Source organism: Mesorhizobium sp. B3-2-1, from assembly GCF_006439515.1.
Classification (GTDB): Bacteria; Pseudomonadota; Alphaproteobacteria; order Rhizobiales; family Rhizobiaceae; genus Mesorhizobium.
In genome coordinates this window covers 1-14210 of sequence record NZ_VFTI01000025.1, presented here as the reverse complement: position 1 = coordinate 14210, position 14210 = coordinate 1, and the positions used below count along the sequence as shown (strand labels likewise).

Here is a 14210-nt window from a genome sequence, read left to right as displayed (position 1 = left end):
CGAGCTTTTTGGTGAAGCGCGACGGCGGTTTCGCCGCGCCGTCCGAGTAGCGGATGACGCTCCCCAAAGGGGCGGATTCGTAGATGATATTTGCGGACATGCGAATTTATCCATCTTGGAAAGCAGAACGAGCCCGGCTGATGTGCCGGGCCCGGTGCGGAACGGGATGGTCGATTATTCGGCGGCCTGGAGGTGGTCCGTCTCGTCGCCCTCGGTCACCGGCTCATCGGAGGACGGATCCGCATCGTCGGCGAGAAAGGCCGGCAGTTCGGCGGCATCGCTATCGAGCGCCGCCTCCTCCGGCATCTCGCCGGCGACGGCGTCGACAGCATCGTCAGCCACTTCGTCGACATCGAGGCGCAGCGGCTCGGGCAGCCAGTTCGATCCTTCGAGAAGACGGGCGGCTTCACGCGCCATGATGTCCTTCTTCATGTGGTCGATCAGTTGCGCGGAGTCCGCGCCACGGGCTTCACGGACAGCCTGCAGAATCCGCGCCTTGGTGAGGCGACCGAGGAACTCGACCGTGGGCGTCCAGCCGGCGTCAACCATATCGAACTTGAGTGAGTTGGCCAGCACGTCTGCATGCTCGAGGGCCCGCGGCCGCCTGTTCCATGGTTCGACCACCGCGTTGAGGGTCAACGAGACGCAGTGCGCGAACAGCGCCTTGCGGCTTGCCTCGTCGAGGCCGAGAAGGAAATCCCACAGGCCTTCCGCCTCATCGGGAAGCTCGCGGTCCCAGGCTTCGTGCCGCTCGTCGATCTCCTTGGCCCAGGACGTCTCGGCAAGACCGTCGACCTGGGAGAAGCTGCCGCTCTTCAGGCTGATTTCCAGGCAGCTGTTCGGCGCGAAGCGATAGAATACCTGCAGCACAACGGCGTGGAGCGCTGCGACAAAAGCGAAGTCAACGTCACCGGCGAGCGCGTTGCGCAGTGCCAGCGTCCGCTGTGCCGTCAGATCGAAGACGAGCCGATCGGGCAGCGGCTTGATGCCGTCGTCCTCGCCGTCATTGGCGGAACTGTCATTCACCGGCTTGCCGTTGACGACAACACCATCGCGATCGTCGTCACCAATGGATCGGGTTTGGCCCTCGGCTTCCTCGCCCTCACCGACGTCGTCCGTTTCGTAGCGAGGCTCGCCTTCGGACCGCACGAAACCGGCCTCGACCTGGAGCTCGCCGTTGGCGGCAAGTGTCACGAAGACACCGGCAATGGCCATTTGGGCTGGGTCGTAGCTTTGAGGACGATCGTCGATCGCATCGAGCTCGGCGCCCAGCTGATCGAGCTTCGCCTCGATTGCTTCGTCGGCATCCTCGGCCGCGGCATAGTCCGCATCGAGCTTTTCGTATTCGGCCTTCAGCGCGTCGTAGCGTTCGATCTCCTCAGCGCTGAGCTCCCGGGCCTCGGCGTAGATGCGCCGCATGCCGGAGGTGTGGCCATAGGGAAAGCTGATCGCCGCCTCGACCCATTTCCAGCCTCCGGTGCGGATCGCCTCGGCATCAACCTTCAGCTTGTCGAAGACCAGCTGCTCGAGAAGCGCCGCATCCTGGAACCAGCCGCCGCAATCCTGCTCGAACAGGTCGCGAAGGATGACGCCGCCAGCCGCCTCATAAGCTTCCGCCCCGACATAGACGGCCCGGCGATCATCGGCCCGGACTGTGGTCTCCGTCAGCAGGCGCCTGATGTAGTATGGTTCCTGCGTGTGCGAGCTGGAGATTCGTTCCCAGACCTGCTCCTGGCGCCCGTGGTCGTCCGAGATCGAAAACGCCATGATCTGTTCGAGCCGGATTTCGTCTTTCTCGTAGAGCTCGAGCAGTTTTGGCGACACCGATGCCAGCCGCAGGCGCTGCCTCACCGTCGCCGGCGACACGAAGAAGCGGGCGCCGATCTCGTCGGGATCGAGACCCTGATCGCTGAGCGCCTTGAAGGCTCGGAACTGGTCGAGGGGATGCAGGTCGGCGCGGCGCAGGTTTTCGGCAAGCGAGTCCTCTTCGGCCGAGGTCTCCTGCCTGCGGTTGACGACACAGGGGATCGGCTCGTTCTTCGCCAGTCGCTTCTGCTTGATGAGGATGCCAAGTGCGAGATAACGCCGGCCGCCGGCGGGCACCTCGAACGTGCCGGTCTCCTCGCCCTCCCCGTCGAGTACGGGGCGGACGTTCAGGCTCTGGATCAGCTTTCGCCGACCAATGTCTTCGGCAAGCTGCTCAATCGACAAGCCGTCCTTGATGCGCCGTACATTCTTCTGCGACAGCACCAGCTTGTCATAGGGAATGTTCTCCGCGGCGTTCATCGCGATCTTCTGAATGGCGTTCTTTGCCATGGTCAGGTTCTCCGTGACGGGCGGCCCGGGGCCTCTCCCCGAACCTCCAAGCCCGTCAGGAACCCTCCCCTCCCCCCTCTGCCTCCAGGCCTCGCGCCAGCGCCATCCACCTGCCGCAACGATCGATGGCTCGGAATAAGGAGCGCTGCTCTGGTTCGGCTCGCGGATTTCAAGGCGACCGAGCCGCCGAGGGCCTCCAGGACGTTGGCGTAGTCCATCGGACATATGGATCAGTGCCTGCCGGTCGACGGTGACGGACTGGCTCGTGTTGCGCACCCCCCGCAACCAGCAGAGCTTGCCGGCAACATTGGCGCCGTGGCAGATCGGTTATGAGCATCTAGCCGAGCTAGCGGTCTTCGAGGAAAGACGCGCAGCGCGGAGCCTTCCCCCAACACATATTGGCGGGTCCGTAGCTTCCGCAACTACGCTGACTACGCCTTGACAGTGCCCTTCCGGCTTGGCTTTGCCTGCCTCGGGAGCTAGGCGCGCAGCAGGTGTGCACGATTATGTGCACCTAAACAGTCTGGTGGCGGTGCCGCCGGCGGATCATCGCAGACTGTCCCCTCGCAGCAGGCAAGCATGTAGTGCACATTCTCGGACCGTCACATGTCGACGAGGCGCATCTGACACCTGGCGCCGTCGTTCGCGATGATGCCACGGTCCTATATCCCGCCGAATTCGTTGCCGAGCCTGCTGCCAAATGCGGGATGCTGCAAGCTGCGCAGGACCAGACCTGCCGCCCGCCAGTTCAGGTCTTTCCGGCTGCACCAAGCGCCTGGTCGACGATCGTCTGCGCCTCGGCCAGGATGGCGCGCAGATGGTCCTGTCCCCGAAAACTCTCTGCGTAGATCTTGTAGATAGCCTCGGTGCCTGACGGGCGCGCGGCAAACCAGCCGTTTTCCGTGGCCACCTTGACGCCGCCGATTTCCGCATTGTTGCCCGGTGCGCGGCTGAGCACCGACTGGATCGGCTCGCCAGCCAGGGTCTTAGACTTGATCTGCTGCGGCGAGAGCTTCGACAGCTTGTCCTTTTGTGCCGCGGTTGCGGCAGCCTGGAGCCGGTCGGAGACTGGTTCACCGAATTCTTTTGTCAGATCGTGATAGACCTCGCCTGGATCCCGGCCCGTTCTCGCCGTGATCTCCGCCGATAACAGCGCCGGGACGATGCCATCCTTGTCGGTCGTCCAGACGGCGCCGTTGCTGCGCATGAACGTCGCGCCAGCACTTTCCTCGCCGCAAAAACCAAGCGAGCCGTTCTGAAGCCCCTCGGCGAACCATTTGAAGCCGACCGGGACTTCATACAACCTGCGCTTCAGCCTGGCGCTGACGCGATCGATCATCTGGCTGCTCACCACCGTTTTTCCAATGGCGGCATCCTTGCGCCATTCAGGGCGATGCTGAAACAGGTAGTTGGTTGCTACCGACAGGTAGTGATTGGGCGGCAACAGCCCCGCTTTGCGCGTGACGATGCCGTGTCGGTCGTGATCGGTGTCGCACGCGAAAGCGACGTCGAATTGGTCCTTCAGGCTGATCAGGCCTTGCATGGCGTAGGATGACGACGGGTCCATGCGGATCTGGCCATCCCAATCGACCGTCATGAAGCGAAAGGTGGGATCGACCTGCCGATTGACGATGGTCAGGTCAAGTTTGTAGCGCTCCGCAATGGCGGGCCAGTAGTGGACTCCCGCGCCGCCGAGCGGGTCGACACCCATGCGGACATGGGCGCCGCGAATGGCGTCCATGTCGATCACGTTGCCGAGATCGTTGACGTAAGCGTTCAGGAAGTCGTGAGCATGGGTAGTCGGCGCATGGAGGGCTTTCTCGAACGGCATCCGCCGCACGTCTTTCAGGCTGCTGCCAAGCAGATCATTGGCCTGTTTTTCGATCCAGCCGGTAACGTCGGTATCGGCCGGCCCGCCATTGGGCGGATTGTACTTGAAGCCTCCGTCGCCGGGCGGGTTGTGCGACGGCGTGATGACGATGCCATCCGCGAGCCCGGTCTTGCGGCCCTTGTTGTAACTGAGGATTGCATGGGAAACGGCCGGGGTGGGCGTATATTCGCCACCCGCCGCCATCAACACCTCCGCTCCGTTCGCGGCCAGCACCTCAAGGGCGCTCGCAAAGGCCGGCTCCGAAAGCGCATGGGTGTCGATGCCGACGAATATGGGGCCGTCGATGCCCTGTCGCTCGCGGTACCGGCAAATGGCCTGGCTGATTGCCAGAACATGTGCTTCGTTGAATGTTCTCTCGAATGCCGATCCGCGATGCCCGGATGTCCCGAATGCCACCCGCTGCAAGGGGATGGAAGCGTCCGGCGCCTGGCTGTAGTAGGCTGTGACGAGCTTGGCTACATTGACCAATATGTCGGGCGGGGCCGGCTTTCCGGCGAAGGGGCTGATGTTCATGGTCATGCTGGTCGCCTCATTCGGTTCGGGCAATCCCGACTTGTTTGATTGACCGGCGGCCAGCGATTTGCCCCTTGGCAGCCGCAACGACGTGGGCCGGCTCGAATCCGAAGTGTTCTGCGACAACTTTCGATGGCGCTGACAGGCCGAAACTATGCAGAGCGAGGATGGCGCCGTCGAAGCCCGCATAGCGTTCCCATCCGAAACCGGATGCTTCCTCCACTGCCACGCGGGCGGTTATCGTTGGCGGCAGGACAGTGTCGCGATACTCCTTTGGTTGGCTTTCGAACAATTCCCATGACGGCATGCTGACGACGCGTGCCTTGATGCCCTCCGCCTTCAGCTGTTCATAGGCAGTCACGCAGAGCGCGACCTCGCTGCCGGTCGCCAGCAGCAAGACGTCGGGTCTGCCGTCGGGAGCATCGGCCAGCACATAAGCGCCCTGCGCCACACCACTTGCGTTCGCATAGGTCGAGCGATCGAGCGTCGGCGCTGCCTGTCGCGTCAGCACGAGGCAGACAGGCCTTTCCTTGAGATGCATGATGGTTTTCCATGCCTCCACGACTTCATTCGCGTCTGCGGGGCGCAGCACGACCATGCCGGGCATGGCGCGGAATGAGGCAAGCTGCTCGATGGGCTGGTGGGTTGGCCCATCCTCGCCGAGACTGATGGAATCATGGGTCCAGATGGAGATGAGCGGCAATTCCATCATCGAACTCAGCCTCAGCGCCGCGCGGCAGTAGTCGGTGAAGATCAGGAAGCTGGAGACGAACGGCCGCAGCTTCGACAAGCTCATGCCGTTGCCGATGGCGCACATGGCATGTTCGCGCAGGCCGAAGTGGAAATTTCGTCCGCGGTAGCTGGCGGCCTGTTCACCCTCTTGCGCCTGAAAGTCGCCAGCAAATTCAAATTCGAGGTTCGTCTTGGTTGACGGCGATAGGTCTGCCGCGCCACCCAGCAGCCATGGCATGTGTTTCGCAATGGCGTTCAACACCTGGCCGGAGGAGTCGCGCGTCGCGAGGCCCTTTGCATCGGCTGCGAAGGCGGGCAGCGCGGCGTCCCACCCCGCGGGAACTTCGCGTTGCTGCATCTGGTCGATCTGTTTGGCCAGGTCGGGATATTGCACCCGGTAAGCGGAAAACAATTTCCGCCAGGCCGCATGAGCGGCGCGCCCGCGCTTGCCCATATGTGTGCGGAAATGCGCCACGACCTCCTCTGGAACCTTGAAATTGGCGTTCGGATCCCAGCCGTAGAATTCCTTCGTCAGCCGAACTTCTTCGGCCCCCAGTGGCTCTCCGTGAGCTTTGTTCGTATCGTGCTTGTGCGGCGCGCCATAACCGATATGGCTTTGAACGATGATGAGCGTTGGGCGGTCATGCGTATCGATGAATTTCTGATAAGCGCTACCCAGCAACACCAGATCATTTGCATCGCTTACCCGCTCGACATGCCATCCGTACGCGATGAAGCGGGTTGCCACGTCTTCGCTGAATGTAAGGCCAGTCGGCCCCTCGATGGTGACGTGATTGTCGTCGTAAATCCAGCAGAGGTTCGACAACTTAAGGTGTCCCGCCAGCGATGCCGCCTCGTTGCTGAGCCCCTCCATCATGTCGCCGTCGCTGCACAGGGCGTAGATGTTGTGCGAGAACAGATCATAGTCGGGTCGATTGTAGGTGGCGGCCAGCCACCGTTGCGCAATTGCCATGCCGACGCTTGTCGCCGCCCCTTGTCCGAGTGGACCCGTGGTGGTTTCCACGCCCGACGTCCAGCCATATTCGGGATGCCCGGTGCAATGGCTGCCAGCCTGGCGAAAACTCTTCAGATCGTCCAACGTGACGGCAAGTCGATCGCCCGATGGATAGCTCGCGCCCTTTGCCTTGACGCCGCAAAGATGAAGCAGGCTGTAGAGCAGGGCGCACGCATGACCGGCCGACAAAACGAAACGGTCGCGGTTGGGCCAATCGGGGTCGGCGGGGTCGTAGCAAAGGAAGCGCTGCCAGAGGCAATAAGCCATCGGGGCAGCGTCCAGTGGCGTTCCGGGATGGCCGGATTTTGCTTTCTGAACCGCGTCAATGGAAAGCATTCGCAGCGTGTTGATGCTGATCTGGTCGAGTGACACCTGCTTCATTGGGAATCCTTTGATCGGATTTATGCGAGCTGAATGAGAAGCTGGACGGTCTCAGCCGTGATGCGGTTTTTCGAATAGTCGAGATAAAGTCCGCAGGCCTCGATGGCGAAACGCTTGCCACGCTGGGGATCATCGGCGAAGAGCTGTCGCAGATGCAACGGGCCCACTTCCTGGCAATGCGTCAGCAACGCCTTCCATGCCGGAAGTTCCGTGAGCGATAATGTCCTGGTCTCGAGAGGCGCGCTCATCATCCGCCGGCCGTACCGTGGCGATGTAACTGCTCGCTCTTCGACGCAATCACCGCCATCAGATCGGTCCATGATTTGGTGAAGGATTGGGCGCCTTCCAACTGGAGCTGCGCGGCAAGCGCCTGAATGTCGACGCCGGCTTTTGCGAAGTCGGCAAGCACGGTTTCGCTGTTGCCACCGTCCTCCCGCATGACGCCGTTCACCTTCCCCTCTTTCGAAAATGCATGGAGCGTCTTCTCCGGAATGGTGTTGATGGTGTCCGGTGCGGCGAGCGCTTCAATGTAATAGGATTGCGGAAGCTGCGGATCCTTGGTCCCGGTGCTCGCCCAAAGCAGCCGCTGGGAAAGTGCGCCGGCATCGGCCAGCTTGCGCCATTCGGCAGAGGCAAGCCGCTCCCGGTAGGCTTTATAGACTTGCCCGGAAATGGCGATGCCGAGGCGGTTCCGCAGCGCTGGGCTAACCTTGTCCATTACCGCCTTGTCCCAGCGGCTGACGAAGATCGAGGCGACCGAGGCGATCTTCGGGTCGAGCCCGGCGTTGATCCGGCGCTGAATGCCTCGGCAATACGCGTCGGCTGCCGCTATGTACTGCTCGCACGAAAACAGCAGCGTCACATTAACGGGGACGCCGGCAAAGATCGATTCCTCGATGGCCTCGACGCCTGCGGGTGTGCCCGGGATCTTGATGAAGAGATTGGAGCAGTGCGCCTGCGCGTGCAACCGCTTGGCGGCCTCGACAGTGGCGCCGGCATCGTTAGCCAGCAAAGGCGACACTTCCAGCGAAACCCACCCATCGATGCCGCCCGTCGCTTCATGGACCGGACCGAACAATGCTGCGGCCTGCGTCAGGTCTTCCAGCGCCAATTCGAAGAATTGCTGCTCGCCCGCTTTCCCTCCTCTGGCTTTACGATGAAGGGCCTCGTCATAAGCAGTGCTGTTTCTAATAGCCTCATCGAAGATCGTGGGGTTCGACGTCAATCCAGTCACCGAAAAGTCGGTGCAATAGCGCTGGAGGGTGCCGCTGCTCAACAGATCGCGCGTGATGTTGTCCAACCAGAGGCTTTGGCCGAGTTGATGCAATCGGGTTGTTGCGTTCATGGCGACCTCGCTAGTGGGCGGGAAAGTGATGCACCCCGGCCAGTCTCATATGCGGCGAGCAAATTCACTCGACCAATATGCGTGCTTCCCGCGCTGCGTCGACGAACGCATCTCTCGCGACATCGGGCGAAACGCTGCCGTTCAAGGCCTGTTGGCATGCTCGCTTCGCAGATCGGTGCTTAGCGCTACCACCGGCGCGCCAATTGTCGTTAAGAAGGTCAAAAGCCTGTCGAGCGTTGGTCAGGTTTCGAATGTCCCCGGTTATGCCGGTGGCAACGGATATCGGCTTGGAAAACCACGCATCATACATCGGGCGGGCCGCCTCGAACTGGCTGAACTCTCACAACGCGCCTTGTCGAGTGAAGTTTCATCGACAGGGATCACCCTTGCGTGAGCCCAAGCAGTGTGAATAGCAGCGGCGCGTTTGGGAGCGGTCAAACCCGGCCCGCCGCAGCCCCTCCCGGATGCTTACTTTTAGCCCAATTCCCCTATTAACCCGATCAGTACGGTTCAGATGGCCAAGTCTCTTCTCCGCGACGCGACATTGAAAACAATCAAGCTGAGCAGACCGCTTGATTGCGTAATAGGCGTCATGAAAAACATGATTCTGTGCAGAAAACGTTCCACATTGCAGAGAGTCTTGCGATTAACTGCAAAACGACACAACCATTTCGATGAACTCCGGGACCTTGCGTCTAAAGTAGCGCCCGAGGCGTTCACTCAGCAGGTGATATACATCTGGAAACAAAAGCCGGCGCCGCCTTGCAGGGATGATAGTTTCTCAAGCGGACATCTATCGGGCGGTCTAAGCAACGATTCTCATGGTTTCGCGGAAAGCCCGCATTCCGACTAAGTCAATGCCAGCGGCATTGAGCAGTTCCTGCGCTTGCCCGGATCGAAAGACTTCGTATTCGCCGAGACGAGTTGCGGCATCATCAGAATACAGGGCGATGTCACCGGGTGCAGTGAAGTGGAATCCGCCCCAATTGAGACCGGGGGCAGCCCGGCTAAAGATATCGGCATAGGTCGCGTGATCGGGCGCGAAGTTGCCAAATGGAGTGGTGAGGAAACGCTGGAAATCCGGGTTGCCACGAGCGGCTAGACGCTCAAAATAAGGCGTGTAGTCGAAATCTCGCGGTGCCATGTTGTTTACGTCGCGTGACAGAATGACTGGAAGCTGGAAGGCCTCGCCTAGGCGCAGATAAAGATCAACGAATGCGGGCTGCCATGCGGTCCCCATATGCGCGTCGAGATGTGTGACGTCCACTCCCGCTGCCAAGGCCGTTTCGACCTGAGCGCGCAACTCTGTCTCCACCGCAGTGAGGTCCGCATGAACGGCCTCGGTAACGCTCGCCCACATGAAGCCGTCTCGATCGGTAAGGCCATTGGGGTGGACTCCTGTGAGTGGTCGCCAGCGGAAGCGCGAAAATTCGGCGGTCAATGTCAGGTGTACACCCACATCAAGGTCCGGCCGATCCCGGCAGATGGCCGCCATCTCGGGAAACCACGGGCAGGGAACCATGACCGAACCCGAGGTGACAACCCCCAAGTCGAATAGCTCGACGAATGCCTTGTTGCCACTATGACTGGCCCCCAGATCATCATGATGGACGACCAGATGTTTCACTGGAGCTGCGTAGTCCTTTGTTTGATTGTCAGGGGCGCCAATGCCAAACGTCATTCTCAATCCTCTATGCGGGCGGCCGCACGGGCCATTTTGCCAATTTATCAGCCTAGGGGAACCCCTTAGCTGGGTGATCGGCATAACCTGCCGCCTTCACCGGGGGCTTGCCAGTTCGACTGTCTAGGTTTGGTTCGCGACCAACGCATTGCCGTGGACCTTGCACCGGCGGGGACGTGCCCTGCGTGTAGTTGTGCCGCCGGCGAGGATGTGCTCGGCAAAATCTTGCGAGCGAAGGTTCGTCCGTCGGCTTGCTCCACGACGGGCGACCGAATGCTTCTTGCGGCACCTCATCCGTCCCGAAAAAAGCGCCGTCCTCGTGCTTCGAAGGACGGCGCTGGGATTGATGCAGATGGCGAACCGGACGTGAGGTCAGCAACGAAGTTTTCGCTGCCGGCCTCCGCAGGATCAGGCGGCGAAATCGAGAAGCTTCTTGGCCTTGCCTTCCATGTCCAGGCGAACATCCTGATGCGCCTTGTCGCGCGCGACCCGCGTGATGCCCTGTACGAAGTCGAAAATCGATTCTGGCGGCCGGCCTTCCTCCAGCAGCACAGTATCGATGATCTTCGTGGTCTCGGACTTTGAGAAGCCGCGCTTGCGCAGGAAGGTCTGGCGATCTTCGTCATCCCGAGCGACGATCCGTTGCCGCGCTGTCTTGATGCCGTTGACGAACGGCATGGGCGAGGAATCGGCGAATTGGATCAGCGCCGGCTCGGCTTCCATTGCGAACCGCGAGGCCGCATATTTTGAATGGCGGATGGTGATTTCCTCGAAATCTTCAACGCCCCACAGATTGCGGTTCTGACACACGGCGCGCAGATAGAAGCTGGCGATCCCGAGGGTGCGGGCTCCGACTTCGGAATTCCAGCAGTAGAAACCGCGAAAATAAAGATCCGGTTCCCCATTCAGCAGCCGCCCGGCCTCGATCGGGTTCAAGTCATCGACGAGGAACAAAAAGACATCGCGATCAGACGCGTAGAGCGTCGTGGTGTCCTTAGAGATGTCGACGTTCGGATTGTAGATCCCCGTCGCCCAGTCGAGGACACCTGGCACCTTCCAGCGCGTATCCCCGGTGCCATTGCCGGCAATCTTCTGCACGGCCTCGACCAACTCATGGTCGAAAATCCTGCCGTAGTCGGGACCGGTCACCGCTCGCAACTCAAGGCGACCGTTTTGGATTTCGAGTGTCTTTACCTGCTCTGCCCGCTGCGAATTCAGCCCGTACTGGAGATTGATGGCGGCGAGCGGGGCCGGGAGCTGGCGCAGGTATGCAGCCGGTGCGCCGACCAGGCTGGCAAGCTGACCAAAACTCCAATGCGTGGGGGCAACGGGTGCCTCGGCATCGGGCAGCATGAGTAGGAGGCGTTCCGCGTCGTCGCGGCTGGCTTCGACGCGGATCCGTTCGCTTTCGACAATGCGCGTGCGGCTGCGCTGCGATCGCGCCCTTACCGAGTTCCGGAGGTCGGTGAGGGACAGGTAGCGCTCGTCGGCCGGTCGGTTGAACCACTCCGACGACACGCGGCCGACGCACTGGCCACGGCTCACATCCACCTTGTAGCCTGCACGCGCGTTCCGCGTCGGTGCCTGAATTTCCATCTGTATCATGGGTTTGCTCCGCGGCGGACGCCGGGGAGCCTCTCTCCCGGACCTTCATCCGCCAACCGCAACCCCGCCTGCCCTCCTCCTCTGCTGGCCGCACCGTCGCCTATCGAAGCGCCGCCTACGCGCTTGCTTCCGCGCTGCCCCCGAAGAGCGGTCCCAGAAAACTGATGATCCTCGTCGGCGAGGTCAAGGAATTCGGCCCGGCTCGGAGCGGCCACAATGCCGACATTGCCAGTTCGGCAGGACCGGGTGCCCCGCACATAAAGTATCTCCGACGGCGATGCAGAGATGGACGAGATTCATGAGCGCCGTCATAGCTCTCAATCGCCACGCAAAATCTTTGCTTCGAGCGCGGCAGCGACGAAAGCACGCCGAGCGGATGTTGGATGAGCCTCTCCACGCAATACGCGCAGACAGGCGTCCATCGCTGTCTTGCTCTTCTCAGTCTGACGATCGAGATGTCGCAGCAAGATATTGGACGCGTCATTGATATCGAACACGACACGCTCCGAGCTGTGGCGACTGATCTGAACAACGACTGGCCTTTCAAATCTGCTCGAGCCGGTCATCACTCCCCCTCTAGACCCAGCGGCGAAAGCCTCGCTCGCACATATTTCCTCAGCCGAACGATTCGGCTGCATCCCCGACTGCTAAGCTTGATCGCTAAGCAGCGGTGGTCATGAACGCTGTCTGGTTAATGTCTGGTGGCGTGGGATTTGGCTAGCTCAATTCTGAGAATGTGCCTTGGGGCAGTCTCGCACAGTTTGTGGAAGCCTATGCCTGCACTTTCCCGCTGCCCGCTGCTACCCACTGCATACCGCAGGTTGGGTCCTCCCACGGGTGTGCTATACGGCTTTGATGGCTATTGGTTCAATGGTGCGCCGGCGCTGGCTGCCGGAAAAGAGCTTTCCGTCCTATGCGTATCTGCCGGGCAGGCAACCGCATCCCGTGCGCGATCCCGCGGGACATAGCTACAACAGCGAAGCCATGCCGTTGGCGGCAAAGGCGTCGCTGGATTCAGACATATTCCTCTGGGGTCTCGACCTCTTCAACCACGGCTATTACTGGGAAGCCCATGAGGCGTGGGAAGGGCTGTGGCAAGTTGCAGGCCGAGGCGCTCCGCTTCGGACGCTCTTCAAGGGATTGATCCTGTTATCGGCAGCCGGCGTGAAGATCCGCGAGGGCAAGCACGTGGCAGCGATACGTCATGCCGGACGCGCCGCGGCGCTCCTTCGTCGGCTGAACACTGCGGATCATACCTTCGAGCGCGCGCTCGGCATGTCGCCCGCAGGGCTCGCCGACCATGCAGAAGCCGCGGTGCGGACCCCGGCAGGCTTGCAGGTGACAGTGCTCGGTCAGCCCCAACCCGTGTTTGACTTCATTCTCGGACCGAGCTCCGGCGACAGGCCAAACGGTTCGCAAAAAAGAAGAAACGGTCATCCGTAGAAGACACCAGGAGGGCTCGTTGAGTCAACGTCACCGGCGAATGAGGAATGCCAGGTTTAATTCACTGGCCGTATTTTCGTGTAGCGCGGAATTTCGTCACGTATTTTCGGAGTTACAAAGCCCAAGACGGCATGGCTGCGCATCGGTTCCGGCGCCCGGCAGCCGAAACGATTTCCATGCCGACGCCTATCAGCGATAGCTTAGGCGATACTTAAGCTGCTGAGACATTTATTGCTTTCAGCCATAACCATCACTATATAGTGAGACTTCCCTGCCCCCTTTCAAACGACCTGGAGAATTTCATGACAGAAGAAGCCGACCACAACCTCGATGCCCTCATCGAGCTTACCGCCGAGGTCGTCTCAGCCTATGTCTCGAACAATCCGGTTCCAGTGGGGGACCTCTCCGCCCTGATCGGCCAAGTACATGCGGCGCTGAAAGGAACGGCCAGCAGCGCTTCCGTAGAACAGCCGCAGGCTCTCAAGCCTGCTGTCCCGATCAAAAAGTCCGTGATGGCGGACTACATCATCTGCCTTGACGATGGGAAGAAGTTCAAATCGCTCAAGCGCCATCTGTCGACCCACTACGGGCTGACGCCTGACGAGTACCGCGCCAAATGGGGCCTGCCGGCGGATTATCCGATGGTCGCGCCAAATTACGCCGCTGCGCGCTCGGCGTTGGCCAAGACGATGGGGCTCGGCCGCAAACCGAAAGAGCCGGAAAAGCCGGCGCCGGCGAAGCGGGCGAGCAAGAAGGTCGCGGCCTGACTTTATCTCTCTAGCGTCGTGCGGGAGCGCGCGGCTGCTGTCGGCATGATCTGCTCAGAATGTGAAAGAAAGGCGGAAGACCAACTCCGCCTTATCTCGCGTTCATTCCCTCTTGCCGGGACGCAGGAGAAAATTTAGCCGGCTTTACTGAGGCTGCCGGCAGAGGACTTGCCAGTGCGACGGTCCTGTTCGATTTCTTAGTTGATCTTCTGACCTTCATTCAGAGTCGAGAGGCCCGCGCGTTCGACAGCGGAAACGTGGACGAAAACATCCTGACCGCCGTTGTCGGGCTGAATAAATCCAAATCCTTTGGTGCTGTTGAACCACTTCAATCGAAATCCACCGACCGGCGACGCCGATTTCGTCTTCTTCGGCAACGCAGCCATCGTCCATGCCGCGGACGATCGTTCGGTCATGGAGACGTTGACCGTTTACCCCTCGGTTATCGCGACGGCGCGGCATCTGTGTCCGGGAAAGCCGATCTGGCTTGGACCTTGCACGATCGGCATGCGCCACAATCC

Annotated in this window: 11 protein-coding genes and 2 pseudogenes; 3 read left to right on the top strand and 10 right to left on the bottom strand. The window is 60.8% G+C overall.

Annotated features, from left to right (window positions below; all coding sequences use genetic code 11):
• Positions 1–174 precede the first annotated feature (174 nt).
• The 9 genes from FJW08_RS23135 to FJW08_RS23095 form a co-directional block, all read right to left on the bottom strand.
• A complete protein-coding gene (locus FJW08_RS23135) occupies positions 175–2316 on the bottom strand; it encodes a ParB/RepB/Spo0J family partition protein (RefSeq protein WP_140812442.1) in 2142 nt (713 codons plus the stop codon).
• A 748-nt stretch (positions 2317–3064) separates the two neighbouring features.
• Positions 3065–4726 carry a phosphoglucomutase (alpha-D-glucose-1,6-bisphosphate-dependent) gene (pgm, locus tag FJW08_RS23130; protein WP_210241210.1) on the bottom strand — a complete coding sequence of 554 codons (1662 nt, stop codon included), beginning with the start codon at positions 4724–4726 and terminating at the stop codon, positions 3065–3067.
• Positions 4727–4736: 10 nt separating this feature from the next.
• A complete protein-coding gene (gene tkt, locus FJW08_RS23125; RefSeq protein ID WP_140812441.1) occupies positions 4737–6848 on the bottom strand; it encodes a transketolase in 2112 nt (703 codons plus the stop codon).
• 20 nt (positions 6849–6868) lie between these two features.
• Positions 6869–7096 carry a hypothetical protein gene (locus FJW08_RS32720; protein ID WP_210241212.1) on the bottom strand — a complete coding sequence of 76 codons (228 nt, stop codon included), beginning with the start codon at positions 7094–7096 and terminating at the stop codon, positions 6869–6871.
• Positions 7096–8193, bottom strand: coding sequence for a transaldolase (gene tal, locus FJW08_RS23120; protein ID WP_140812440.1), 1098 nt, complete (start codon positions 8191–8193; stop codon positions 7096–7098). The genes FJW08_RS32720 and tal overlap by 1 nt, the downstream gene beginning before the upstream one ends.
• Before the next feature lie 64 nt (positions 8194–8257).
• On the bottom strand, positions 8258–8503 hold the full coding sequence (locus tag FJW08_RS23115; RefSeq protein ID WP_140812439.1) for a DUF982 domain-containing protein: 246 nt from the start codon (positions 8501–8503) through the stop codon (positions 8258–8260).
• A gap of 495 nt (positions 8504–8998) precedes the next feature.
• The gene (locus FJW08_RS23110) at positions 8999–9874 is read right to left on the bottom strand and encodes a polysaccharide deacetylase family protein (protein WP_181183018.1); all 876 of its coding nucleotides are present in this window, start codon (positions 9872–9874) and stop codon (positions 8999–9001) included.
• 408 nt (positions 9875–10282) lie between these two features.
• Positions 10283–11479: a DUF932 domain-containing protein gene (locus FJW08_RS23105; protein ID WP_140812437.1), complete on the bottom strand. Its 1197-nt coding sequence runs from the start codon at positions 11477–11479 to the stop codon at positions 10283–10285.
• Positions 11480–11796: 317 nt separating this feature from the next.
• The gene (locus FJW08_RS23095) at positions 11797–12045 is read right to left on the bottom strand and encodes a DUF982 domain-containing protein (RefSeq protein ID WP_140764284.1); all 249 of its coding nucleotides are present in this window, start codon (positions 12043–12045) and stop codon (positions 11797–11799) included.
• Between the two features lie 304 nt (positions 12046–12349).
• Between FJW08_RS23095 and FJW08_RS23090 the strand changes: the two genes are divergently transcribed.
• On the top strand, positions 12350–12922 hold the full coding sequence (locus tag FJW08_RS23090) for a DUF309 domain-containing protein (RefSeq protein WP_140812436.1): 573 nt from the start codon (positions 12350–12352) through the stop codon (positions 12920–12922).
• Between the two features lie 302 nt (positions 12923–13224).
• Positions 13225–13689: a MucR family transcriptional regulator gene (locus FJW08_RS23085; RefSeq protein WP_140812435.1), complete on the top strand. Its 465-nt coding sequence runs from the start codon at positions 13225–13227 to the stop codon at positions 13687–13689.
• A gap of 134 nt (positions 13690–13823) precedes the next feature.
• Here FJW08_RS23085 and FJW08_RS23080 read toward each other — a convergent pair.
• Positions 13824–14075, bottom strand: a pseudogene (locus FJW08_RS23080) (cold-shock protein).
• On the opposite strand from FJW08_RS23080, the pseudogene FJW08_RS32715 reads away from it, so the two are divergent.
• A pseudogene (locus FJW08_RS32715) lies at positions 14008–14210 on the top strand (hypothetical protein); the annotation flags it as partial. The pseudogenes FJW08_RS23080 and FJW08_RS32715 overlap by 68 nt on opposite strands.